This is a genomic window from Thermaerobacter composti, assembly GCF_033582035.1.
Taxonomy (GTDB): Bacteria; Bacillota; Sulfobacillia; order Thermaerobacterales; family Thermaerobacteraceae; genus Thermaerobacter; species Thermaerobacter composti.
On the sequence record NZ_CP132508.1, the window covers coordinates 1074134 to 1098895 of the forward strand.

21 protein-coding genes and 1 tRNA gene are annotated in these 24762 nt (G+C 75.6%); all 22 read left to right on the forward strand.

Annotated features, from left to right (window positions below; all coding sequences use genetic code 11):
* The first annotated feature begins 221 nt into the window (after nt 1–221).
* The 22 genes from Q5761_RS04205 to Q5761_RS04310 all read left to right on the forward strand — a co-directional run bounded on the left by Q5761_RS04205 (nt 222) and on the right by Q5761_RS04310 (nt 24717).
* Nucleotides 222–587, forward strand: coding sequence for a hypothetical protein (locus Q5761_RS04205; RefSeq protein ID WP_318751315.1), 366 nt, complete (start codon nt 222–224; stop codon nt 585–587).
* An 18-nt stretch (nt 588–605) separates the two neighbouring features.
* Nucleotides 606–1493, forward strand: coding sequence for an acetyl-CoA carboxylase biotin carboxyl carrier protein subunit (locus tag Q5761_RS04210; protein ID WP_318751316.1), 888 nt, complete (start codon nt 606–608; stop codon nt 1491–1493).
* A gap of 372 nt (nt 1494–1865) precedes the next feature.
* On the forward strand, nt 1866–2630 hold the full coding sequence (locus tag Q5761_RS04215) for a 5-formyltetrahydrofolate cyclo-ligase (protein ID WP_318751317.1): 765 nt from the start codon (nt 1866–1868) through the stop codon (nt 2628–2630).
* A gap of 199 nt (nt 2631–2829) precedes the next feature.
* Nucleotides 2830–2902: transfer RNA gene (locus tag Q5761_RS04220), tRNA-Ala, on the forward strand.
* A gap of 600 nt (nt 2903–3502) precedes the next feature.
* On the forward strand, nt 3503–3934 hold the full coding sequence (gene mraZ / locus Q5761_RS04225) for a division/cell wall cluster transcriptional repressor MraZ (protein WP_135225224.1): 432 nt from the start codon (nt 3503–3505) through the stop codon (nt 3932–3934).
* A 112-nt stretch (nt 3935–4046) separates the two neighbouring features.
* The gene (rsmH, locus tag Q5761_RS04230) at nt 4047–5294 is read left to right on the forward strand and encodes a 16S rRNA (cytosine(1402)-N(4))-methyltransferase RsmH (RefSeq protein ID WP_318751318.1); all 1248 of its coding nucleotides are present in this window, start codon (nt 4047–4049) and stop codon (nt 5292–5294) included.
* A 410-nt stretch (nt 5295–5704) separates the two neighbouring features.
* Nucleotides 5705–6163 (forward strand): hypothetical protein, encoded by a 459-nt coding sequence (locus tag Q5761_RS04235; RefSeq protein ID WP_135225225.1) that lies wholly within the window; start codon nt 5705–5707, stop codon nt 6161–6163.
* Between the two features lie 202 nt (nt 6164–6365).
* Complete coding sequence (locus Q5761_RS04240) at nt 6366–8486, forward strand: penicillin-binding transpeptidase domain-containing protein (protein WP_318751319.1); 2121 nt, start codon at nt 6366–6368, stop codon at nt 8484–8486.
* A gap of 246 nt (nt 8487–8732) precedes the next feature.
* Complete coding sequence (locus Q5761_RS04245) at nt 8733–10334, forward strand: UDP-N-acetylmuramoyl-L-alanyl-D-glutamate--2,6-diaminopimelate ligase (protein WP_318751320.1); 1602 nt, start codon at nt 8733–8735, stop codon at nt 10332–10334.
* Between the two features lie 18 nt (nt 10335–10352).
* A complete protein-coding gene (locus Q5761_RS04250) occupies nt 10353–11777 on the forward strand; it encodes a UDP-N-acetylmuramoyl-tripeptide--D-alanyl-D-alanine ligase (RefSeq protein ID WP_318751321.1) in 1425 nt (474 codons plus the stop codon).
* A 181-nt stretch (nt 11778–11958) separates the two neighbouring features.
* Entirely contained in the window at nt 11959–12954 is a 996-nt protein-coding gene (gene mraY, locus Q5761_RS04255; RefSeq protein WP_318751322.1) for a phospho-N-acetylmuramoyl-pentapeptide-transferase, read from the forward strand.
* Nucleotides 12951–14144 (forward strand): putative lipid II flippase FtsW, encoded by a 1194-nt coding sequence (ftsW, locus tag Q5761_RS04260; RefSeq protein ID WP_413084565.1) that lies wholly within the window; start codon nt 12951–12953, stop codon nt 14142–14144. The genes mraY and ftsW overlap by 4 nt, the downstream gene beginning before the upstream one ends.
* 41 nt (nt 14145–14185) lie before the next feature.
* Entirely contained in the window at nt 14186–15325 is a 1140-nt protein-coding gene (murG, locus tag Q5761_RS04265) for an undecaprenyldiphospho-muramoylpentapeptide beta-N-acetylglucosaminyltransferase (RefSeq protein WP_318751323.1), read from the forward strand.
* A gap of 191 nt (nt 15326–15516) precedes the next feature.
* Nucleotides 15517–16506 (forward strand): UDP-N-acetylmuramate dehydrogenase, encoded by a 990-nt coding sequence (murB, locus tag Q5761_RS04270; RefSeq protein WP_318751324.1) that lies wholly within the window; start codon nt 15517–15519, stop codon nt 16504–16506.
* A 229-nt stretch (nt 16507–16735) separates the two neighbouring features.
* Nucleotides 16736–17650: a cell division protein FtsQ/DivIB gene (locus tag Q5761_RS04275; protein WP_318751325.1), complete on the forward strand. Its 915-nt coding sequence runs from the start codon at nt 16736–16738 to the stop codon at nt 17648–17650.
* 358 nt (nt 17651–18008) lie between these two features.
* Entirely contained in the window at nt 18009–19070 is a 1062-nt protein-coding gene (gene ftsZ, locus Q5761_RS04280; RefSeq protein ID WP_135225229.1) for a cell division protein FtsZ, read from the forward strand.
* A 233-nt stretch (nt 19071–19303) separates the two neighbouring features.
* Complete coding sequence (locus Q5761_RS04285; RefSeq protein WP_318751326.1) at nt 19304–20668, forward strand: sigma-E processing peptidase SpoIIGA; 1365 nt, start codon at nt 19304–19306, stop codon at nt 20666–20668.
* 29 nt (nt 20669–20697) lie between these two features.
* Nucleotides 20698–21432 (forward strand): RNA polymerase sporulation sigma factor SigE, encoded by a 735-nt coding sequence (sigE, locus tag Q5761_RS04290; protein ID WP_135225230.1) that lies wholly within the window; start codon nt 20698–20700, stop codon nt 21430–21432.
* Nucleotides 21433–21546: 114 nt separating this feature from the next.
* Nucleotides 21547–21885 carry a hypothetical protein gene (locus tag Q5761_RS04295; protein ID WP_135225231.1) on the forward strand — a complete coding sequence of 113 codons (339 nt, stop codon included), beginning with the start codon at nt 21547–21549 and terminating at the stop codon, nt 21883–21885.
* Between the two features lie 352 nt (nt 21886–22237).
* Nucleotides 22238–23008 carry an RNA polymerase sporulation sigma factor SigG gene (gene sigG, locus Q5761_RS04300; protein ID WP_207669958.1) on the forward strand — a complete coding sequence of 257 codons (771 nt, stop codon included), beginning with the start codon at nt 22238–22240 and terminating at the stop codon, nt 23006–23008.
* A 115-nt stretch (nt 23009–23123) separates the two neighbouring features.
* Nucleotides 23124–24026, forward strand: a complete 903-nt coding sequence (locus Q5761_RS04305) for a stage II sporulation protein R (protein ID WP_167758895.1) — start codon at nt 23124–23126, stop codon at nt 24024–24026.
* Between the two features lie 394 nt (nt 24027–24420).
* Nucleotides 24421–24717, forward strand: a complete 297-nt coding sequence (locus tag Q5761_RS04310) for a YlmC/YmxH family sporulation protein (protein ID WP_135225234.1) — start codon at nt 24421–24423, stop codon at nt 24715–24717.
* The last annotated feature ends 45 nt before the right edge of the window (nt 24718–24762 follow it).

Genomic DNA, 24762 nt, shown 5'->3' on the forward strand with positions numbered 1-24762 from the left:
CCCTTGCAGGCCCGGGCGTTCGGGGGGTGCGCGCCGGAGCCGGCTGGTCCGTACCCCGGCGGCGCGCCGGCGGCCCCATCCGCCTGCAGGGCGCGGGGTGCGGGCCGCGGCGGGACGGGCGCCGTCTGGGGCGGCGCGGGTGGCCGGCCCCGGGGGCCGAGCGGGAGGGCCCCAGGGGCGCCGTGGGGGATGGCGGTTCGTCGAGGGAGGCGGGCGCGGTCATGGTGCCATGGACCGTGGTGGCGGCCGTCGCCGCTGCCATCGAGGCGGCGACCGGGGAGCCGGTCCGGGTGCGCTGGATCCAGCCGGTGGGGCCTGGGGCGGACGGCGGGGCATCCCTGCCGGTGGGGGGGCCGACCGGCCCGGTGAACCTCGCCGGCGGCGCAGCCTCCGCCGGTCTGCGCGCGGCGAGGGCGGGTGCCGCGGTGCCCCCCGCCGGGCGCCACCCGTCGCCGTGGGTGCTGGCGGGTCGGCAGGAGCTGCTGGCGGCGCGGGCCGCGATGGGAGCGCGCCCATGGGCCGCCGCGGGTCGGCTCCGGGCCCGCGGCGGAGGATTCGACGTCGACGACGGGCGGACCAGGGGATGAAGACGGGAGGACCAGGGGATGAAGCGGTATCGGGTGACGGTCAACGGCTGGGTCTTCGACGTGTGGGTCGAACCGGTGGACCCGGCGGCGCCGGGGCTGAACGCGGCCGGCGCGGTGCCGGCGGGCGGAGCCGGGGTCCCTGGCGGCGGGATGGCGGCGCCCGCGGGCACCGCGGGGGGCGGACCGGGCGCGGTGCCGGCGGCGCCGCCGTCGTACCCGGCGCCGGCCTCGGGGGCGGGGGCATCCGGCCCGTGGCCGTGGCCCGCCATCCCCTGGTCGTGGCCGGGGCCGCCGGTGGCGGCCCACCCCGGGCCGGGCACCGGATGGGTGCCCGGCCCGGGGTGGGCGCCGGGCGCCGGGGAGGCGGCCGGGGGTGCGGCTGCGCCCGTCGCCGGGGCCGGGGCCGGCGGGGCCGCCGGCCCCGGCCCCGGCGCCAGCCCGGCTGCGGCGTCCCAAGCCGGGCCCGACGGCGCCGCGGGCACGGACGCGGAGGCCGCCGTCGGCGCGGGCGCGGCACCGGCCGGTGCCGCGCCCGCGCCGGGGCGCCCGGCAGGCGGCGCGCCGTCGACGCCGTCGGGGCCCGCCGTGGACGGGTCGGTGGAGGAAGGGGCGCGGCGGGCCGCGGAAGGCGGTCTCGCCGCAGCCGGCGCGACCCGCGCGACCGAGGCGGCGGGGGAGGGCCAGGGCGTGGCGGTGGCGGCGCCCCTGCCGGGGGTCCTGCTGGAGGTGCGGGTCCGGCCGGGCGACCGGGTCGAGGCGGGGCAGGTGGTGGCCATCCTCGAGGCGATGAAGATGGAGAACGAGCTGACGGCCCCCTGCGCGGGGTGCGTGGCCGCCGTTCCCCGGACGAAGGGGCAGACCCTCGACCAGGGCGACGTGGTGGCCTGGATCGAGCCGGAAGGCTGAGGACGTCCCGCGGCGCCCTGGACCCGGGGTGTCCCGGCCGCCGACGGGGCGGTGTTCCGGGCCCGTGGGGAGGCGGCGCAGGGCCGAAGCGGAGGAGCGGGACCACCGAGGAACCCGTGGCCGGGGCCCAGGCGGGGGCCGACCGGGGCCGTGGCGGCGGGGCTGCCGAGGGGGCGTTGGTGCGGGCTTCAGCCGGGTGCCGGCCGACACTTGGCAGCGGCGGTGGAGCCGCTGGGGGCGCTGGGACGGCGATGGGCCGGGCGGCGTCGATCGGCGCGGCGGTGGCGGTGATGGAGCTGCTGAGGGGGTGGCGATCCCCGCCGCCGACGGGTGCGGGGCGGGCGCCGATCCGTGGCGCAGGGGGGCGAGGCCATGGCGCAGGAGGTCGAGGACACGGCGCGGCGATGGGGTGCAGCGCCCCGGCGGGAAGCCCCGCCGGCGGATGACGACCCGTCCCGCCGGACCCCGCCCGCCGTGGCGGAGAAGGCGCGCTGGCGCCGACGCATGCGCGCCGCGTGGCGGGAGCTCTCGCCCGCCGCGCTGGGGGCGATCTCTGCCGCCATCTGCCGGCGCCTCCGGACGCTGCTGGAGCAGGCGGCCCAGGGGGCGACGGCGCGTGCGGGGGCCGGTGGGCCCCCATGGGGCGACCTCGGCGGCCTGCCGAGGGAGGTCCGCGGCCTGATGCTCTATGCCCCCATGCCGACGGAGGTCGACGTCTCGCCCCTGCTGGAGTGGGCACGCCGGCGGGGCATCGCCGTCCTCCTTCCCTGGATCGAGCCGGCGGGCGGCCGCATGGAGGCCCGGCGCGTGGGCTCCTGGGACGAGCTGGTCCCCGCCCCCGGGCGGATGGGGCCCTGGCGCCTCCGACAGCCCTCGGACGATGCCCCGCGCTGGGTCCCCGGGCCGGACACGGTGGTGGTGGTGCCCGGGCTGGCCTTCGACCGCCAGGGATGGCGCCTCGGGCGGGGTGGCGGCTACTACGACCGCTTCCTGGCGCGATGCCCGGCGGCGTGGCGCGTGGCCGTGGCCCCGGCCCGGATGGTGGTGGACCGCCTGCCCCGGGATCCCCACGACCGGCGCATGGATCTGATCGTGACCGAGGACGGGGTCCACGGACCGTGGTGGGGCATCCGCTGACGCGTCGCCGGGTGGCGTGCGCGCCGCGCAGCGGCCGGCCTCCGCGGCGGGCCTCCGCAGGCCCGGGAGCGGCCGGGCACGGGCGCGGTGTCGAGGCCGCTGCGGGCGGCGCCGGACCACGACCCGCGGGCGCGTCCAGGACCCGCAGGCGAGTCGGTTGACGGCGCCGGCGCCGGCCGCTAGAATCGAGGTTGTCGACGGGGCGGTAGCTCAGTTGGGAGAGCGCTGCGTTCGCATCGCAGAGGTCGTGGGTTCGAGTCCCATCCGCTCCACCGCCCGCTCGTCAGCCGAACGCGCCGCCGGTTCCGGCGGCGCGTTCGGCGTCGTAGGACCCGGTCCCCGGGGTCGGCGTCCCGCGACCCGGCCGCTCCTGGGGATCGTCGCGACCCATCCCGCCGGGGTCCTCGCGACCCATCCCCCCGACCGTCGTCCCGCGACGGCGCCCGGGATCCTCCGCTTCGCACGCCACGCCGCCCCGCGAAACATCCTCACCCCCATCCTTGGCGAGGCCTCGTGGTGACCCCAAGGCCGCGGGCCGTCGGCGCCGGCCGATGGCTCCAGCGCCTGTCCCCCTTCGCGCGCCCTCGGCTCGCGCACGTCCTGCGGAAGCGCGGCGGTCGCCGCGGCGGCTGCCGGCTGGCCCACCCGTCAGCGCCGGTGCGTCGGCACGCGTCAGAAGTTTGGGACCCGCGGGGGCAGGAGTTGACCCGGCCGCCCCGAATAACCGGTGCCAGTGGTTCGAAGTGGGGTAACGTGGGGAAGAGTGGGGCACCCATCGCGGTCGGGCGGGCGGCGGGTGTCGTCGCGGACGCCGCCACGGGAGCAGTGGCCTGCCGGGCGGCAAGGGCGGGGCGGGGAAGCGAGGGGCGGGCATGCTGATCGGCGAGTACCGGCACGCGCTGGACGACAAGGGGCGCCTGTTCGTCCCGGCCAAGCTGCGCGACGCGCTGGGCGAGCCCCTGGTCGTCACCCGCGGCCTCGACCAGTGCCTCTTCGTCTTCCCGCCGGCGGAGTGGCAGCGGCTCGAGGCGAAGCTGCGCGCCCTGCCGCTGGCCCAGTCCAGCGCCCGCGCCTTCGTGCGGCTGCTGCTGTCGGGGGCCAGCGAGTGCGTGCCGGACAAGCAGGGGCGGATCCTGGTGCCGCCGGCGCTGCGGGCGTACGCGGGGATCGACCGCGAGGCGGTGTGGATCGGCGTCGGCAACCGGGTGGAGATCTGGGCGGTGGAGCGGTGGACACGCTACGTGGAGGAGGCCTCCGAGGCCTACTCCCGGATCGCCGAGCAGATCGTCGACCTGGGCATCTGACGCCGGCGTTCGCCCGGCCGCGGACCAAGGGGCGAGGCCCTGGGCGGACGCAGCCCGATTCGCCGCGCGTAAGGGCGGAGCCAGCCATCAGCACGGACCGAGGGGCGAGGCCATGGGCGGACGAATCCGGTCGGCCGCAGCCGAACCCACGGCGCCCCACCAGGACGACGGAGGGGGCGGAGCGGGTAGCGATGGGGGCGCGCCCGGCCGGGCCCCCCGCAGCGGGGGCGGGACGGACGCGGCCGCTGGAGGGGGAGGCGCGGCGCCGGTCCGCCGACCCTCTGCCGGCCGTCCCCCTGCCGGCGACGCAGCGGGTGGCGGTGCCCAGCAGGCCGGTGCCGCGCAGGGGCACGAGGCGGGTGGCGGTTGGGGGCAGGACGGGGCTGCGCAGGGGCTGGCGCCCCACCAGCCGGTGCTCCTGGAGGCGGCGCTGGCCTTCCTGGCGCCGCGCCGCGGCGGCCGCTACGTCGACGGGACGGTGGGAGGCGGCGGCCACGCGGCCGCCCTGCTCGCGGCGGTGGGCGGCGACGCCCAGCTGCTGGCCATCGACCGCGATCCCCAGGCCCTGGCCGTGGCACGGCGGCGCCTGGCGCCCTTCGGCGACCGGGTGCACCTGGTTCACGGCGACTTTCGCGACCTCGAGCGGCACCTGGCGTCCCTGGGCTGGGACCGCGTGGACGGCATCCTGCTGGACCTGGGCGTCTCGTCGATGCAGCTGGACGATCCCTCCCGCGGCTTCAGCTACCAGGAGGAGGGGCCGCTGGACATGCGCATGGATCCGGGCCAGCCGCTGACGGCGGCGGACCTGGTCAACACCGCCAGCCGCGACCAGCTGGCCCGCTGGTTGGCCGAGTACGGCGAGGAGCGCTGGGCCGGCCGCATCGCGGACTTCATCGTGGAGGCGCGCCGGCGGCGGCCCATCACCACCACCACCGAGCTGGTGGAGATCGTCAAGGCGGCCATCCCGGCCCGCGCCCGGCGGCGGGGCGGCCATCCCGCGCGCCGGACCTTCCAGGCGCTGCGGATCGCCGTCAACGACGAGCTGCGGGGGCTGGAGGGATTCCTGCGCGCGGCGGCCCAGCGGCTCCGGCCGGGGGGGCGGCTGGTGGTCATCGCCTTCCACTCCCTGGAGGACCGGGCGGTGAAGCGGGCCTTTCGCGACCTGGCCGCCGGGGAGGGCTTCCGCCTCCTCACCCGCAAGCCGGTGACGCCCGGGGAGGAGGAGGTCCGCCGCAATCCCCGGTCACGCAGCGCCAAGCTGCGCGCCCTCCAGCGCCTGGCGGCGGGTCCGGCGCCCGCGGGCGGAGAGCCCCGCACCGGCGCCGGGGCGAGGGCGTCGCCCTGCGACGCCACCCGGTGACGCCCGGGGTCCGCCGCCGGTGGGAGCGCCTGCGAACCGGGCGGGGGTGCCGTCCCGGGGCGCCGTCGCCGTCGGCGGGCGCCCGGCGTCTGGACCCGGCCGCCATCGGAGAGGGCTAGGAGTCGCCCGGGTCCGCCGATCCAGGTCACCGCCGGCGGGCACGCACCCGGCGGCCGGCGTCAACCGCGCGGGCGCGGTCGCCCGGCGCCAGGGCCACGACATAGCGGGAAACGGGGGCGAATAGGACTATGGTACGAGCCGGAGGTGCCGCCGTCGCGCCGCGGTGGCGACCCACCGCGGCCCCTGCGGGGCCGGGGGCGGCGGGCCATCCCGATCCGCGACGCCGCCCGGGGGTCGTCCGTCGCCAGCGCATCCGCCGCCGCCTGAGGCTGCGCCCGGAGGCGCGCCTGGTGGCGACGGTGGCTGTGCTCTTCGCCCTGGCGGTACTGGTGATCGCCCGCTGGGCGGCCCTCTACGGGATGAACCGGGCCATCCTCCAGCGCCAGCAGGAGGTGGCGCGCCTGGAGCGGGCCAACCAGCACCTGGCCCTGGAGGTGGCCCAGCGCGACTCCCTGGCGCGCCTCGAGGCCGCTGCCCGGGCCCGCGGCTACGAGGCGCCGGACGCGTTGCGCACGGTGCGCGTCCCGGAGGCAACCCGCGGGCGTGGGACCGCCAGCGGCGGGCAGGCGCCCGGCGGCGGCACCGCCGCCGGGGACGGCCAGGCGGGTGCGGTGCGGGAGGCGGTGGTGGCGCTGGCTCCCGCGGGCGCCGAGGGCGAGCCGGGGGAGCCGGCCGTGGGGTCGGGCGGAACGGCGGGCGGTCCCCTGGTCTGGCTGGGCCGCATCTGGCAGCGGGTCTTCGGCGGCTGACGGGCGGCGCGGGGAGGGGCGCGCCAGAGGGGCGGGGACGGGCGCGCCAAAGGCGCGGGGACGGGCGCGCCAGAGGGGCGGGGACGGGCACGCCAAAGGGCCACGCCAAAGGGCGGCGCATGCGGGCGGGGATCGACCCGCGGGCGGGCACGGGAGGCGGTGACGGATGGGCCGGACGGCGCCAGGCGGTCCGGCCGTTCGTATGCCCGGGATCGGGCTGCGACGGCGGATCCTCGTGGTGTTCCTCGCCTTCTCCCTGGCGCTGGCGGTGCTGGCAGGCCGGCTCGTCACCATCCAGGTGGTGCGCGGCGAGGCGCTCCGCCAGAAGGCGCTGGACATGCGCCTCTGGCAGGTGCCCGTCCAGGCCCGGCGGGGCGACATCGTCGATCGGAACGGGCGGGTCCTGGCCACCAGCACCGACGTGGACACCGTCTACGTCGCCCCGGCGGAGCTGCAGGCGGCCGCCCGCAAGGGGCTGGTGGACATCGAGGAGGCGGCCCGCCAGCTGGCCCGGGTCCTCGACATGGACCCCGAGGACGTCTACCAGCGGCTGACGGTGCCCCACGCCTTCTGGTACGTCAAGCGGCGGGTGACGGACGCCGAGTCCCGGGCGGTGCGCCAGCTGGACATCCCGGGCGTCCACATCACCCAGGAGGCGCGCCGCTTCTACCCGAAGGGCGAGCTGGCCGCCCACGTGCTGGGATTCGCCGGGGTGGACAACCAGGGCCTGGAGGGCATCGAGGCCTACTACGATGCGAAGCTGGCCGGCAAGGACGGCTACATCGCCACCGAGTACGACGCCCTGGGCCGGCCGATCCGGCTGCCGACGGTGCAGGCGCACTACGAGCGGCCCGTGCCCGGGCTGACCCTGCGCCTGACCATCGACGAGACCATCCAGTACATCGCCGAGCGGGAGCTGGAGCGGGCGGTCACCCAGCACGGCGCCAAGGGCGGCGTCATCGTGGTGATGGATCCGCGCACCGGCGGGATCCTGGCCCTGGCCTCGCGGCCCACCTACGACCCCAATCGCTTCGCCGACTTCCCCCGACGGAACTGGCGCATCAAGCCGGTGGCCGACGCCTTCCCGCCGGGGTCGATCTTCAAGGTCATCACCGGGGCGGCCGCGGTGGACGCGGGCAAGGTGACACCCGACACCATCGTGGACGACCCCGGCTTCCTGTCGGTGGGGGGCCAGACGATCACCAACTGGAACCAGGCGGGGCTCGGGTCGGTGCCCTTCCGCGAGGGCTTCGCCCACTCGTCCAACGTGGTGTTCGGCAAGATGGCCCTGGCCCTGGGCAAGCCGCTCTTCTACCGGTACCTCGAGCGGTTCCACATCGGGCGACTGACGGGCATCGACCTGCCGGGCGAGACCCCCGGCATCGTGCCGGCGATGGACGAAGCCTCCCCCCTAGACCTGGCGATCATGGGCTTCGGGCAGACGCTGACCGCCACGCCGATCCAGATGGCGGCGGCGGTGGCGGCGGTGGCCAACGATGGCGTCTGGCAGACGCCGCACCTGGCCCAGGCGTGGCTGGACGCCGAGGGCCACGTGGTGGAGGAGGTCCAGCCCGCCGAGCGCCGACAGGTGATCAAGCCGGAGACCGCGCGGATCATCCGCGAGCTGATGCGGGGCGTGGTCGAGCAGGGAACGGGCCGGCGGGCCCAGGTCCCGGGCTACGAGGTGGGCGGCAAGACGGGGACGGCCAACAAGGTGGAGGGCGGCCGGGTCGTCCAGAAGTACATCGGCTCCTTCGCCGGCCTGGTGCCGGTGGACGATCCGCGGCTGGTCATCGTGGTGTCCATCGACGAACCCGCGGGGATCTACTACGGCGGCTACGTGGCGGCCCCCGTCTTCCAGGCGGTGGCCCGCGACGCGCTGCGGTACCTGGGGGTCCCGCCGACCCGGGAGGAGCGGGCCGAATCCCGGCGCCTGCGGACGGTGCCCAACCTGATGAACCTGACGCGGGACGAGGCGCGGGACCGGGCCCAGGCGGCCGGGTTCCAGGTGGCCTTCGAGGGCGGCGGCCCCCGGGTGGTGGGGCAGTTCCCCGCTGCCGGCGCGCAGCTGGAGGAGGGGAGCACGATCATCCTCTACACCGAGACGGCGGCGCGCCAGGACGACGAGGGACGGGTCACCGTCCCCGACCTGCGGGGGCTCACCTACGAGCAGGCCGCCCAGCGGCTGGCCGCGGCCGGGCTGCAGATGCAGGTGCGCGGGGATCGGGCCGGTGTGGTCGCCCGCCAGGACCCGCCTGCCGGACGGCGGGTGCCCATCGGCTCCACGGTGACCGTGACCCTGCAGGAGCCGGCGCGCCGGTGAGAGACCCCGTCCTGCGCCCCAGGCCGGCGTCCGGCAGCCGATGCGGTCCGGCATCCGGGCCTCCCGCCCGGCCGCGGCGGGGTGTTACGCCGCGGCCGCGCCGCGGCAAGGGGTGTCCCGGGGCCGCCGCAAGGGGTGTCACGGGCCAAGTCAGTTGCTATACTTCGATGCGGCGCCGGCGGCGGGCCGGTTCGTCCGTCGGGGGACCGCCGGCGCCCGGACCCTGGATGGCAAGGAGCTAGGCCGATGGTGAATCTCAAGGATCTCGTCGCCGTCCTCCCCGAGAAGACCGTCACGGGCCCCACGGACCGACCCATCCGCGGCATCGCCTACGATTCGCGCCGGGTGGAACCGGGGTTCCTCTTCGTGGCCATCCGCGGCCTCCGTTACGACGGCCACTCCTTCATCCCCGAGGCGGTGGCCCGCGGGGCGGCGGCGGTGGTGGGGGAGCGGGCGCCGGCGGAGCACGGGGTCCCCTACGTGCAGGTGCCCTCCAGCCGGCTGGCCCTGGGGTTGCTGGCGGCGGCCTTCTACGGCCATCCCAGCGCGCGGCTGGTGCTGGTCGGGGTGACGGGTACCAACGGCAAGACCACCACCACGCACCTGGTGCGCTGGGTGCTGGAGGCCGCCGGCCATCCCACCGGCCTCATCGGCACCGTCCACAACATCATCGGCGGGCGCTCCCTCCCGGTGGAGCGCACCACGCCGGAGGCCGCCGACCTGCAGCGGCTGCTGGCCCAGATGCGGGACGCCGGCCTGACCCACGTGGTGATGGAGGTCTCGTCCCACGCCCTGGCGCTGCACCGCGTCGCCGGGTGCGCCTTCGACGTGGGCGTCTTCACCAACCTGACCCAGGACCACCTGGACTTCCACGCCTCGATGGAGGACTACGCCGCCGCCAAGGCGCGGCTCTTCGCGCGGCTGGGGCGCAACGAGATCCCGGGCACCGACAAGCTCGGACCCAAGGCGGCGGTGATCAACGCCGACGATCCGTGGGGGCCCTTCATGGCGGCCCGCAGCAGCGCGCCGGTGATCACCTACGGCATCCGCCAGCCGGCGGACCTCTCCGCCCGCGACGTCCAGGTGGAGCCGGGCGGTGTCCGCTTCGTCCTGGTCACCCGGGCGGGGGAGGTGCCGGTCCGGCTGCGGTTGACGGGCCGGTTCAACGTCTACAACGCCCTGGCGGCGGCCGGCGCGGGCCTGGCCCTGGGCATCGACCCCGCCACCATCGCGCGGGGCCTCGAGAGCCTGCCCGCGGTGCCGGGGCGGCTGGAGCGCATCGACCGCGGCCAGCCCTTCGCGGTCCTGGTGGACTACGCCCACACCCCCGATGGGCTGGAGAACGTGCTCACCACCGTCCGCGAGCTGGCGGGGCGGGGCCGGGTGATCTGCGTCTTCGGCTGCGGCGGCGACCGGGACAGGGGCAAGCGCCCCCAGATGGGGGCCATCGCCGCCCGCCTGGCGGACTACACCGTCCTGACCTCGGACAACCCGCGCAGCGAGGACCCGGAGGCGATCCTCGACGACATCGAGGCGGGTGTCCGTCAGGTGGCGGGCGCCGCCTACGAGCGCGTGACGGAGCGGGCCGCCGCCATCCGGCGCGCCCTGGAGCTGGCCCGGCCGGGCGACGTGGTGGTCATCGCCGGCAAGGGCCACGAGGACTACCAGATCTTCGCGGACCGGACCATCCCCTTCGATGACCGGCAGGTGGCGGCGGCGGCCCTGGAGGCCATGGGCTATCGCGGGGGCGGTGACCGGTCCGCCGGGGCGGCCCGCGGGTCCGGTACCCCCGGCGGCGACGGCGGGGGGACGCCGACCGGCGGCTCAGCCGGGGGCGGTCTCCGGTGACGGCAGGGGGGTGAGGGCGTGCGCCTGAGCATGGCGGAGGTGGCGGCCGCCACGGGCGGGCGCCTGGTGGCGGGCGACCCCTCCGTGGCGGTGACCGGCGGCACCGTGGACAGCCGCCGGGTGCGGCCCGGCGACCTGTTCTTCGCCTTGCCCGGCCAGCGGGTGGACGGCCACCGGTTCGTCGGGCAGGCCCTGGCGGCCGGGGCGCGCGGCGCCGTGATCGCCCGCCCCCTGGGCCAGGTCCTGCCCGGGGGGGTGCCGGCGGGGGCCGCCGTGGTGGAGGTCGCGGATACCCGCCAGGCCCTGGCGGACCTGGCCCGCTGGGTTCGGCGGCGGCGTCCGGACCTGCGGGTGGTGGGGATCACGGGCAGCGTGGGCAAGACCACCACCAAGGAGATGGCCGCGGCGGTCCTGGGCCAGCGCTTCCAGGTGCTCAAGACGGCCGGCAACTACAACACCGACATCGGCCTGCCCCTCACCCTGCTCGATCTGGAGGACCACCACCAGGTGGCCGTGCTGGAGATGGCCATGCGTGGGCTCGGCGAGATCGCCCGCCTGGCGGCCATCGCCGCACCCGAGGTGGGCGTGGTGACGGTGGTGGGGGAGTCGCACCTTGAGCTCCTCGGCAGCCTGGAACGGATCGCCCAGGCCAAGGGCGAGCTGGTGGAGGCCCTGCCCGCCCATGGCGTCGCGGTGCTCAATGCCGACGATCCCCGGGTGCGGGCCATGGCGTCCCGCACCCGCGCCCGGGTGCTCACCTTCGGCCAGGGCGATGCCGACGTCCGCGCCGTCGCCGTCGAGCATCGGGGAGCGGCGGGGAGTCGCTTCCGCCTGGCGATCCGCGGCGGCGACGGGGCGACGGTGGAGCTGGCGGTGCCGGGCCCGGCCGGCGTCACCTGCGCCCTCGCCGCGGCGGCCGTCGGCGTCGCCCTGGGGCTCGATGCGGCCACCATCGCCGCGGGCCTCGCCCAGGCACGACCCGCGGCGATGCGCAACGAGATCCGCCAGGTCGGGTCGTGGACCCTCTTCATCGATTGCTACAATGCGTCACCCACCTCGACCCGGGCGGCGCTCGAGGCGTTGCGGCAGATCGCGGGCCAGCGCCGGGCCGTGGCGATCCTGGGGGACATGTACGAGCTGGGGGAGTGGGCCGAAGAGGGCCACCGGCAGACGGGCGCGGTGGCGGCGCGCACCGTCGACGTGCTCCTGGCGGTGGGACGGTGGGCGCCCCAGCTGGTGGAGGGATGGCGGCGGGCCGGGGGGGACCGCGGCGCGGTGGCGGCGTACGCCGACAAGGCCGCCCTGGTGGCCGCCCTGGAGGGCTGGCTGCGACCCGGCGATGCCATCCTGATCAAGGGCTCGCGGGGCATGGCGATGGAACAGGTCGTCGAGGCCCTGCTGGCGCGGGCGGCCGCGGCCGGTTCGTCCCCGGCCGAACGGTGAACGGCCCCCCAACGGTGCGCGGGACCGGGGCGCGGACGGCCCGTGCCGAACCCCGCCGGGGCGGCCGGCCCCGGGGGTCGGGGGCCGCCGCGGTGCGGTCGTGGGGGATGGACGGTCCCGGGCGGCGTCCCGACGAGAAGGGTGAACGGGAAAGCTTGGCGCGGAAAGGAACGGGCGCTGCATGACCATCGACCTCTGGCCCGTCCCGGCGCTGGCCCGCCTGGGACTGGCGGCGGTGCTGGCGGCGGGACTCAGCCTGGTCCTGGGGCCCGTGATCATCCCCTGGCTCAGCCGACTGCGGTTCGGCCAGACCGTGCGCGAGCAGGGCCCAGCCCGGCACCGGGTCAAGCAGGGCACCCCGACCATGGGCGGGGTGATCTTCCTGCTTCCGACCCTGTTGGTGACCGCCTGGCTGGCTCCGCCGACGCCGGCGACGGCGCTGGTGCTGGGCGTGACCGTCGCCTTCGGCGTCGTCGGCGGGGTGGACGACTACCTCAAGGTCGCCCTGCGTCGCTCCCTGGGCTTGCGGGCGCGGGCCAAGCTGGCCTGGCAGACCCTGGCGGCCGCCCTGCTGGTGTACCTGGCCCAAGCGTGGCTGGGCCGGGGCACCGCCGTCTGGATGCCCTTCGGGGGCGGGTGGTGGGACCTGGGGGTGTGGTACTACCCCCTGGCGGTGCTGGCGGTGGTGGCCAGCGCCAACGCCGTCAACATGACCGACGGCCTCGACGGCCTGGCGGCGGGTTCCACCTTGATCGCCCTCTCCGTATTCTTCTACGCGGCCGCCCGCTCCGGCCGGTATGACCTGGCGATCTTCATCGTATCCTTGGGCGCGGCCCTGGCCGGGTTCCTCTGGTTCAACCTGCACCCGGCGCGGGTGTTCATGGGCGATACCGGGTCCCTGGCCCTGGGCGCCGCCCTGGGCGGCCTGGCCGTCCTGACCGGGACCGAGCTGGTCCTGCCGGTGGCGGGGATGCTGTTCGTGCTGGAGACGCTGTCGGTGATCGTCCAGGTGTTGAGCTTCCGGCTGACCGGGCGGCGGGTGTTGCGCATGAGCCCGCTCCACCATCACTTCGAGCTGGGCGGCTGGAGCGAGGCCCAGGTGGTCTACCGGTTCTGGGCGGCCGGCCTGGGTTTCGCCCTGGCAGGTTTGCTGGCCCTGGGAGGGTTTCCGGGATGACCGCGGCCGGCGTGCCGGGACCCCATCGCCGGCGGGGCCCGTGGCGGCCCGCGCCCCCGCACGGGGCGGGCGCCGCGGCGCCGGGCGCGCCGCGCCCCTTCGGCCGGTCCCGGGAGATGGATCGCACGATCTTCGCCGTGACCGTGATCCTGCTGGCGTTGGGGATCGCCATGGTCTTCAGCGCCAGCTTCGCCAAGGCGATGGACGACGCCGGCGATCCCTTCTACTTCCTGAAGCGGCAGCTGCTCTGGGCCCTGGTGGGCGTGCCGGTGATGTGGCTCTTCTCCCACATCGAGTACCGCCATTGGCGCCAGATGGCGCGACCGGCGCTCTACTCCACGCTGGTGCTGCTGGTGGCGGTGCTGCTGATCGGCGCCGCGCGGGGGGGCGCCGAGCGCTGGATCGACTTCGGCTTCTTCAGCTTCCAGCCGTCGGAGTGGGCCAAGTTCGCGCTGTGCATCTTCTTCGCCGATCACTTCACCCGCGTCGGGCCCCAGGTGCGGGACTTCCGCCGCGGCCTGGGACCGTGGCTGCTAGTGGTGGCCACGGTCTCCGGCCTGATCATGCTCCAGCCCGACCTGGGCACCACGGTGGCCATCGGCGGCATGGCGGTGCTGATGGCCTTCCTGGCCGGGGCGCGCATCCAGCACCTCCTGGCCCTGGGGGCCCTGGCGGTGCCGGCGCTGATCGTCGCCATCACCCAGTCCGAGTACCGCTGGAGGCGCATCACCGCCTTCCTCGACCCGTGGGCCGACCCCCAGGGCACGGGGTACCACCTGATCCAGGGGCTGCTGGCCCTGGGCTCGGGCGGATGGTTCGGCCTGGGCTTCGGCCTCAGCCGCCAGAAGATCTGGTACCTGCCGGAGCAGCACACGGACTTCATCTTGGCCGTGCTGGGGGAGGAACTCGGCCTGCTGGGGACGCTGACCGTCCTGGCGCTCTACGCGGTGCTGATCTGGCGCGGCTTCCGCACGGCGGCCACGGCCCCGGACACCTTCGGGGCGTTGCTGGCGGCGGGGATCACGTCGATCATCGCCATCCAGGTGGTGGTCAACATCGGGGTGGTGACGGCGACGCTGCCCATCACCGGCATCACCCTGCCCCTCTTGAGCTACGGCGGCTCGTCGCTGGTGGTGACGCTGGCGGCCATCGGGATCCTGATCAACGTGTCCCGGCACTGCCCCCAGTAGGCAACCGGGGCCGGGGCGGTCGGCGACGGGGGGAGGCAGGCGTGCGCGTCCTCTTGACCGGGGGAGGAACCGGCGGTCACATCTACCCGGCCCTGGCCATCGCCGCCGAGCTCAGACGTCGGGTGCCGGGGTGCGAACTGCTCTACGTGGGGACCCGGGAGGGCCTGGAGAGCCGCATCGTGCCGCGGGCCGGGCTGTCCTTCGCCACCGTCAGCGCCCGGGGGCTGATGCGCAAGGCGCCGCGGGAGGTGCTGGCCGGCCTCGTCGCCCTGATGCGCGGCCTGTGGCAGGCGGATCGCATCCTGGCCCGCTTCCGGCCCCACGTGGTGGTGGGGACCGGCGGCTACGTGGCCGCGCCGGTGGCGCTGGCGGCGGTGCGCCGCGGCATCCCCCTGGTCATCCAGGAGCAGAACGCCGTCCCCGGTGCGACGAACCGGCTGCTGGCGCGCTGGGCGCGGGCGGTCTGCGTGCCCTTCGCGGAGGCGGGCCGGTTCTTCCCACCGGGGACGCCGGTGGTGGTCACGGGCAATCCCGTGCGCCCCGAGATCCTGACGGTGCGCAGGGACGAGGCCCGGGCGCGGCTGGGCATCGGCGCCACGGAGCCGGTGGTGTTGGTGACGGGGGGCAGCCGCGGGGCGGAGCGGATCAACCGGGCGGCCCTGGAGCTGGCGGTGGCCATGGCCGGCTGGCCCGAGGGCGTGTTGCTCTGGGCCTCCGGCGAGCGCTATCACGGGGAGCTGCGGATGCGGCTGGAGCGCCGGCTGGCGGCCGCCGGCAGCCAGCCGGCGCGGCGGGTGCGGCTGTTCCCCTACATCGACGACATGCCGACCGCCTACGCGGCGGCGGACCTGTACGTCGGTCGCGCGGGGGCCACCACCCTGGCGGAGATCACCGCCCGGGGGCTGCCGGCGATCCTGGTCCCGTCGCCCCACGTAGCCCACCACGAGCAGGACGAGAACGCCCGGGTGCTGGCGCGGGCCGGCGCGGCGGTGGTGATCCCCGACGGCGAGCTGACCGGCGCCCGGCTGGTGGCGCTGGTGCGGGAGCTGTTGGCGGATCCGGCGCGGCTTGCGGCCATGGCCCGGGCGAGCCGCCAGCTGGGGCGCCCCGACGCCACCGGCGCCATCGTCGACCGGATCCTGGACGCCGTCGGGGCGCCGGTGTCGGTCCAGGGGGGCTAGGGGCGGCCGGGGCCGGGGCGGGCGAGCCGCCGGCCGGGACAGGGCACCGGGTCCGGCCCGTCTGCGAGCCAACGGGGCCCGCCCCTTCGGCCCAAGGGGCCGCCGGGGTCAAGGCGGCCGCGAAGGCGGCCGCGGGCCGGGCCGCCGGGCCGGGTCGGGCGGCGGCACGGGAAGGGCCTGCACAGGAGTCGATGGCGGTGGACCGGGAGACCATGGCGCGCGAGCTGCAGTCACGGGTCAAGGGACCGGTGCGGATCGGCGAGCCCCTGGCGCGCTACACCACCTTCCGCATCGGTGGGCCCGCCGACGTGCTGGTGGAACCGGTCGACGAGGAAGACCTGGCCCGCGCCCTGGCCTGGGCCCGGGACCACGGCGTGCCCGTCACCCTGCTGGGCGGCGGGAGCAACGTGCTCGTCCCCGACGAAGGCCTGCGGGGGCTGGTGGTCCGGGTCGGGCTCGACGGCATCCGTTGGGAGGATCCCGACCCGCAGGGACGCTGCGGGGTGGTGGTGGGGGCGGGGACCGTGCTGGCCCGTCTGGTCCACGAGGCGGCCCGCCGCGGGTACCAGGGCCTGGAGCCGTGCGCCGGGATTCCCGGTACGGTGGGCGGCGCCCTGGTGATGAACGCCGGGACCCGCGACGGCACCATCGGTCAGGTGGTGGACTGGGTCCGGGTGGTGGAGCCCGGCGGGCGGCTGGCCGTCTGGCCCCGGGAGCGGTGCGGGTTCACCTATCGCTCGAGCCGGATGCAGGTCGAGGGCGTGCCCGTGGTCGCCGCCCGGCTCGTGCTGGCACCCGGCGACCGGCAGGCCATCGCGGCGGCCATCCGCCGGTACACGGCGTACCGCCAGCGCACCCAGCCGCTGCGCTACCCCAATTGCGGGAGCGTGTTCAAGAACCCGCCCGGGGACGCCTCGGGCCGGCTGATCGAGGCGTGCGGGCTGAAGGGGCTGCGCCATGGACGGGCGCAGATCAGCGACCAGCACGCGAACTTCATCATCAACCTGGGCGGGGCGACCGCCGAGGACGTGCTGGCGCTGATGACCACCGCCTGGCGGTGCGTCCGCGACCGCTTCGGGGTGGTCCTGGAGCCGGAGGTCCGCCTGCTGGGCTCCCTCGCCCGGCGCTGGCCGCCGGACCCGGTGGCCCCGGCCGGTTCGTCCGACCCGAACCAGGCCTGATCCGGCGGGGCGCTCGGTCGCCCTGCGGGCGCGCCGCGCGGGTTGCCTCAAGGGGCCACGGCGCTCGCCCCCGCAACGGACCATCGCGAGAGGCCGGCCCGGGATGGGGGGCGCCGGCCCCCGGGGGCGGGCCGGTGACCCCGGCTGGCTCCGAAGCGCCGCGGCGGGCCGCCTCCGGTCCGGGTGCGTCGACGTCCGCCGTCCGGGGCGCGGGGTGGGAGGGAGGAGCGTGGTTCCCGAGGGGACGAGCCGTTGGGCCCTGGAGGTGCGCCGGCGCCGGCTGCGGGCGCGGCGCCTGGTCGCGGGGGTGGGCGTGGCGGCGCTGCTCCTCGGCCTCTACCTGTTCATGAGCTCACCCTACTTCGTCCTGGACCACCTGCGCATCCGGGGCTACCAACGGCTGGATCCGGCCACCGTGCGGGAACTCGCCGGCATCCCTCCCGGCACGCTGATCTGGCGCGTCGACCCCAATGCCGTGGCTCGACGCCTGGAGGCCCATCCCCGCGTGGCGGGCGCCGTGGTCCGGAGGGAGTGGCCCCGCGGGCTCGTGATCGAGTTGCGGGAGCGGGCGACGGTGGCCGTGCTGGTCGACCGGGACGGCCCGCGGTGGGCGGAGTTGGATGCCCAGGGACGCATCCTCGCGTCGGGCCGGGGCGAGCCGCCGCGCCCGGCCGCGCCGGCGGCCGGGGGCGGCGGGCGGGCCGGCGCGCCGCCGACCGAGGGCGGCGACGGGGCCGGAGCCGGGGATGGCGCCGACGCCGTCCCGGTGCTGGTGTGGGACGCGCCCTCGGCGGGGGACGCCCGGAGCGCCGTGCCGCCGATCGCCTGGGAGCCGGGCCGGTTCGTCCCGGATCCCCTGGCCCAGGCGGCGGCGGTGGCGGCCGCCCTGGAGGCCGCCCCGTTGCCCGAGCCCGTGGTGCGCCTCGTGGCCCGGCCGGGGGGCCTGCTGGAGGTGCAGCTGGTCAGCGGGATCCGCGTCCACTGGGGTCGCTCGGACGTGGCGCCGTCCGCCAAGGTGCGGGCGCTGACCGCCGTGCTCGCCGCCGTGGACCGGGACGCGGCGGCGCGGCCGGCCTACATCGACGTGACGGACCCGGACCGGCCGGTCCTGGGGCCGCCGGCCCGGGAGGGCGGAGGGGGCTGATCCTCATCCGTCCGCCCTCCCGCCCGCCGCCGACCCGCGCCCGCGGAGCCGGCGTCGCCGGCGGGCGGCCCGCTCCGAGGCCGTCGGCCGCGACGGGGCGCGGCGCGTGGCCCTGTCGCCGGGGCGGCCCCACGGATTCGGGGGTTCGGCCCTTGGGTGCGGACGGGCCGCACCGGCGGATGGCCGCAGGACGGGCAGGGAACGCCGTGGGGGCGTGGAACTGTACGTTGAAGTTCCAAGGGATCCGCGGGCTCTGGCTCGTCTGCCGTCAAACCCTCGTCCCGGTATCGCGAACCCCGCGGACACCGGGCGATCCGGGAGGGTGCCGGGGTCTCCGGCACCGGGGAGGTTTTGGACCGTGCTCGAGTTCGACATGGAGAACCAACCCTTTGCCGTGATCAAGGTGGTCGGGGTGGGCGGCGGCGGGAACAACGCCGTCAACCGCATGATCGAGGCGGGGCTGCGGGGCGTCGAATTCCTGGCGGTGAACACCGACGCCCAGGCGCTGTCCACCTCGCTGGCGTCGGAGAAGATCCAGATCGGCAGGGAGGTGACCCGCGGCCTGGGGGCGGGCGCCGACCCGGAGATCGGCAAGAAGGCGGCGGAGGAGAGCCGCGAGGAGATCAAGGAGCGCCTCAAGGGCGCGGACATGGTCTTCATCACCGCCGGCATGGGCGGCGGCACCGGGACCGGTGCCTCGCCGGTCATCGCCGAGATCGCCACCGAGGTCGGGGCGCTCACGGTGGGGGTGGTGACCCGGCCCTTCTCCTTCGAGGGGCGCAAGCGGGCGGCCCAGGCGGAGATGGGCATCAACAACCTCAAGGCCAAGGTGGACACCCTGATCACCATCCCCAACGACCGCCTGCTGCAGGTGGTGGACAAGAAGACCTCGATCCTCCAGGCCTTCCGGGTGGCGGACGACGTGCTCCGGCAGGGCGTCCAGGGGATCTCCGACCTGATCGCGGTGCCGGGGCTGATCAACCTGGACTTCGCCGACGTGCGCACCATCATGATGAACACCGGCTCTGCCCTGATGGGCATCGGCGTGGGGCGGGGCGAGACCCGCGCCGTGGACGCCGCCCGCGCGGCCATCTCGAGCCCGCTGCTGGAGGCCTCCATCGAAGGGGCCAAGGGGGTGCTGCTCAGCATCACCGGCGGCACCGACCTGGGCCTGTACGAGGTCAACGAGGCTGCGGAGATCATCGCCCAGGCGGCCGATCCCGACGCCAACATCATCTTCGGGGCGGTGATCGACGAGTCGCTGGAGGACGAGATCCGCGTGACGGTGATCGCCACGGGCTTCGATCCGAAGCCCGCGGCGCCGCCCGCCGAGCTGGACGACCTGCCCATCAAGCCGTTCACCGGCGACGACCTGGACATCCCCCACTTCCTGCGCCGACGGCCGCGCTCGGCGCGCTAGGCCGGGCGGGCCGGGCGCGGCGGCGTCCTGCGCGGGCCCCGCGGCCCGCGCAGGACGCCGCCTCGACAGCCCTCCACCCTTCCCGCAGGCACGGGTCGACATGTTTCCCCCAGCGCGGGCCGTATAATCAGACCGCCGGCGGCCGGGCCGCCGGCGGTCGTCGCGTGGTTCTACCATCCCGGCGACGGGCATAGGCATGGGATCGTGGCGATGGCGCAGCGGGGGCGACGCCCGTGCCGTACGTCTACCTGGACCTCTTCGTCCTGGTCAATGCGGTCGTCGACTACGCCCTCCTGGCCGCCACGGCCCAGGCGACCCAGGCGCGCACCAGCCGGGGGCGCCTGCTCCTGGCCACGGCCTGGGGGACCGCCTTCGCCTGCCTCGTCGCCCTGGCCCCCGACGGACCCTGGAGCCGCCTGCCGGGCATCGTGCTCGCCTCGACCGCCATGCTGCTGCTGGCCTTCTGGCCGGTGGCGCCCCGGCGGTTGCTGGCCCTGGCCGCGTGGTTCTACGGGCTGGCCTGCTTCGTCGCCGGCGGTGCGCTGGCGGTCCTCTCGCTGGTGGCCGGCCGCGGCCTGCCCGCCGGTGCCCCCGTCGTCGCCCTGGTGCCCGCGGTCGGGGCGGCCGTGGCCGCGGGCCGGTTCTTCTTCCAGGCGTGGCGCCGTCGCTCGCTGCCGGGACCGCTGTACGTCACCTTGCGGGTGGCCTGCGAGGGGCGGGCGGTGGACCTGCCCGCCCTGGTGGACACCGGCAACCAGCTGCGGGATCCCCTGACGGGCCTGGCGGTGGTCGTGGTGGAGGAACAGGCCGTGGCCCCGCTCCTCCCGCCGGCCCTGCGCCAGGCCGTGGCCGCCGACGACGACATCGCCGCCTGGGCGCGCGCGGCCGTGGCCGCCGGCTGGGCCGAGCGCCTGCGCATCGTCCCCTTCGCCTCCATCGGCCGGGAGCGGGGGTTCCTGGCCGGGTTCCGCCCCGACGCCCTCTGGGTGCGGTGGCCGGAGCCGGTGGGCGGCAGGGGGCCCGAGGAGGGCGGCCGGCCAGCAGCCGGCGCGAGGCCTCGGTTGGCGGATCCCCCGTGGCCGCAGGCGGGGCGGGGGGGTGCCGCGGAGCGGGGAGGGCACCGCGCGCCGGCGGGTTCGTCCGGGTCGACGGCCGGGGCCGAGACCGGGGAGGTGGCGCTTCCTTCCACGGAGGTGGCCGCCGCGGTCAGCGAGCCGGATCCCGGCCGCGAAGGCGATCCCGTTGTGCTCGACGCGGCGCGGCCTGGCGGTGCGGGGACGGATGCCGCGGCGCCACCTGCGCCCGCGGAATCCGGCCAGGGTCGGGCTGGCGCGGACGCCACCGGGGTGCCGGGCGCGCCGGCGGCATCGACGACGGCGGCGCGCTGCCCGGCGGGCGGAGAGCGCAGCCCGGTCCCGGACCCCGGCCGGTCCGCGGCCGGGGTCCGGCCCGGGGAGCGCTGGCGGGCCCTGGGCCCCGCGGTGGTGGCGGTCTTCCCCGGCCGCTTCACCGGGGATCAGCACTACGTGGCCCTTCTACCCACCGCGCTCTTGGAGGCGCCCGACGCCGCGGGTCCCGCGTCGTCACGGGTGTCCTAGACCTGTCGGGAGGGGAGGCGCTGCAGACGATGCGGCATCACTGGCTCCGGTTGAAGTGGTCCGTGCGGCTGGCCATCCTGCGGTGGTTGCTGCGCTCGGGCGTGGCGCGGCTGCCCGTGCACTACCTCGGGGGCAGCCAGGCCCTGCCCCCGCCGCTCACGGCCGACGAGGAGGAGCTGCTGCTGGACCGCCTGGACGACGACGACCCCGCCGCCCGTCACACCCTGATCGAGCGCAACCTGCGCCTGGTGGTCTACATCGCGCGCAAGTTCGACAACACCGGCATCCCCCTCGAGGACCTGGTCTCCATCGGGACCATCGGTCTGATCAAGGCCGTGAACACCTTCGATCCGTCCAAGCGGATCAAGCTGGCCACGTACGCCTCCAAGTGCATCGAGAACGAGATCCTCATGCACCTGCGGCGCACCAGCCGCACGCGGTACGAGGTCTCCCTGGACGAGCCGCTCAACGTGGACTGGGAGGGCAACGAGCTCTTGCTCTCGGACGTGATCCCGGCCACGGACGGCGACGTGATCTATCGCGACCTGGAGGCCAAGGTGGACCGCCAGCTGCTCTACCGGGCCCTGGCGCGCCTCAGCCCGCGGGAGCGGCTGATCATGGAGCTGCGATTCGGCCTGGTGGACGGCATCGAGCGCACCCAGAAGCAGGTGGCCGACCACCTGGGCATCTCGCAATCGTACATCTCGCGCCTGGAGAAGCGCATCATCAACCGCTTGCGCCGGGAGATCCGGAAGATGGAGTAGCTGGGGGAGGCGAGGGCCCGCCATCCGGGGGGATCCTGTTCATATCAAATCGGTGACGGCGGTCACAGGCGGCCCGTCGCGGCCGGTGCATCCTGGAACCGGGAGGTGGTCCCGATGCCAGGGACACCGGCGGTCACGGTGGCGCTGTCCGGGCGGGAGATGGCCCTCTTGCGGAACGTTGCCGACTTCGCTGGCTTCGGCTGCGACATCCACGCCGTCGAGGTCGAACCGGCGGTCGACCCGCAGGAGCTGGAGGAACTGGTCGACGTCCTCGACGCCGCCATGGAGGCCGCAGAGGCTCCAGCCCTGACGCGGCGGCAGCTGGAGGTGGCCTTCGGGCTCCTGGACTACCAGCAGTGGCAGTGCCCCCTGGCCACCTGGTGTGAGGTGGACGATGCGACCCAGGATGAGCTGGACGCCTTGCGGGAGAAGATCCAGGAAGCGATCAGCTGAATCTCAACATGGGTTTGTAAAGGGCCCCGCAGGTTTGCACAGAGCCCCGCAGCCTACGCTGCGGGGCTCTTCGTGTCAATTCGATGAAGGTTGATCGATTGAGACCTCTCAATGATAGGACTCGATGTTGATCGTCCTCCCCAAAGCATGCCGTCATCACGGCGCTCTCCAATGCATGCCCCGCAACGCGCCGGGGAAAGTTATGACGAATGATGCCGGCGTCGCCGGTGCATAACCCCTCCCAGCGCCGCGCATACTCCCCGTTGCAGGACGAGCTCGGCTGCGCGCACATGGCCTGCCGCCGATGGCCACGGGCCGGCGGGCGGGAGGGAGCCACGTTCCCATGAGCCGCATGATCAACAAGGTTGAGATCTGTGGGGTGAATACCGCCGAACTCCCGGTGCTGACGAACGAACAGATGCGGACGCTGTTTCAGCGCATGCGCCAGGGCGATCAGGAGGCGCGGCAGCAACTGGTCCAGGGCAACCTGCGCCTCGTCCTCAGTGTCATTCAACGCTTCAATCATCGCGGCGAACCCGTTGACGACCTGTTTCAAGTGGGATGCATCGGCTTGATGAAGGCCATCGACAATTTCGATCTCGACCAGAACGTGCGCTTCTCCACCTATGCGGTGCCCATGATCATCGGCGAGATCCGCCGCTACCTGCGGGACAACACCCCGATCCGCGTCAGCCGCTCCCTGCGGGACGTGGCGTACAAGGCGCTCCAGGTGCGGGATCAGCTGACCCACCGGCACGGTCGGGAGCCGACCCTGGAGGAGATCGCCCGGGAGCTCGGGCTCCCGCGGGAGGAGGTCGTCCACGCCCTGGACGCCATCCAGGATCCCGTCTCCCTGTTCGAGCCGATCTACCAGGACGGCGGCGACCCCATCTACGTGGTCGACCAGGTCAGCGACGACAAGCAGCGCGACGAGCAGTGGCTGGAGAGCATCGCGGTTCGCGAGGCCATGTCCCGCCTGGACGAGCGCGAGCAGTTGATCATCACCAAGCGCTTCTACCAGGGCAAGACCCAGATGGAGGTCGCCAACGAGATCGGCATCTCCCAGGCGCAGGTCTCGCGACTGGAGAAGGCCGCCCTCCAGCGCATGCGCAAGTACATGTGAAAGGGCGAGAGGCATGGACGCGCGAGCTCCACGGAAAGCCCCACGAATCCCGCGCCGCGACCCGCGGGCGGGGATCGGCCCGGTCGCGACCGGCGCGGCGGCGAACGGGGACGGGGTGCACCACGGCCAGCCGGCGGCCGCGCGCCGCCCCCTGACGGCCGGCCGGACCGGTGCGCGCCCGCAGCCGGGGGTGGGCCGCTGGCTCCGGGTCGCAGGGTGGCTGGCCCTCGCCCTCTTCGTTGCGGTCACCCTGGGCCCGCGGGCGGCCGGTCACACACCGGCGGTGGAACCGGCCGCGTCGCCGCCGGTACCGCCCATCGTCCGGCTCCACGTCGTCGCCCACAGCGATGCCGCCCGGGACCAGGCGGTCAAGCTCCAGGTGCGCGACGCCCTCCTTCCGCTGGTGACCGCGGCCGCCGCCGGGGTGCGCACGCCGGAAGAGGTCCTCCAGCGGGTGGCCGCGATGGCCCCCCAGCTGGAGGGCCGCGCCGAGGCGGTGGTCCGCCAGGCCGGCTTGTCGTATGGCGCGCGGGTCGAGATCGGATCCTTCGCCTTCGACCGCCGCGAACTGGGCGGTTTCGTCTACCCGGCCGGCACCTATCCCGCCGTCCGGGTGGTGCTGGGCAGCGGACGGGGTCACAACTTCTGGTGCGTCTTGTTCCCCGGGCTGTGCCGGGTGGGGGACGGCGGTCCCGCCGGCGCCGGCGCGGACCCGGCGACGGCCGTCGAGCCGCTGGGGGCCGTCGCCGCCGGCGCTTCGGGGACGTCCGCCAGGCTCGCCACCCCGGTCCCGGGAAGCGGGGGCGAAGCCGCCAGCGCGACCCCCCAGGCCCTGGCCGGCGGGGCCTACGCCGCGCCCGACGGGACCGCGGCGGGCACGGCCGACACCGCCGCGGTCGACCCCGCGGGGGCGGGGAGGCCGCCGGAGACCCGCTGGTTCCTCCTGGAGTGGTGGCGGGGCAGCGTCGGCAGCTGGTGGGCGTCGCTGGCCGCCTGGCAGCGCGCGGCGGCCCGCTAGTCCCCAGGTGCCGCGGCCCCCGGCGGAAGGTCCTGTTCCCTGCGTGCCGCCCGGGCGGAAGGTCCTGTGACCTGCGCGCCGCAGGTTCCGCAGCCTACGGCCCCCGATCTCGCGACCTGCGAGCGCGACCCGCGAGATCCCCGGTCCCGCGGCCTGCGAACCCCGTGGCCCCCCGGGACCTGCGAGCCCCCGTCCCCGCAGCCTGCGAACCCCCTGGCGCCGCGGGCCGCGAGCCCCGCGGCTCTGCGGGGCTCGCCCCATGGTCCCGCGGGGCGACCCCGGGGCACCGCCCCCTGCCATCCTGGGGGCCCGTGCCCGACCCCTGCGGGGCCCCCGTCCCGGTCCCCGCATATCCTGAAGCGGACGCCGCCATGGGCTGCGGAGGTGAACGGCCGTGCTCAAGACCTCCGACCTGCGCACCCGCGACGTGATCAACATCGTGGACGGGCGCCGGCTGGGCTGGGTGGGGGACGTGGAGATCGACCTCCAGACCGGGCGCATCCAGGCCATCATCGTGCCCGGGCCGGCCCGGTGGTTCGGCCTCTTCGGCCGCGACCGCGACTACGTGATCCCGTGGGAGCAGATCGTCCGCTTCGGTCAGGACGTGATCCTGGTCAACGTGCCGGGGTTCGTCGACATGGAAGGAGCCGCGGTCGCGGGAAGCGAAGGGGTGGAGGCAAAGACGGGATAGGCGCCGTCCTCCCGTGGCCCGGGCCGGGGGACCTGCGGGCCCCGC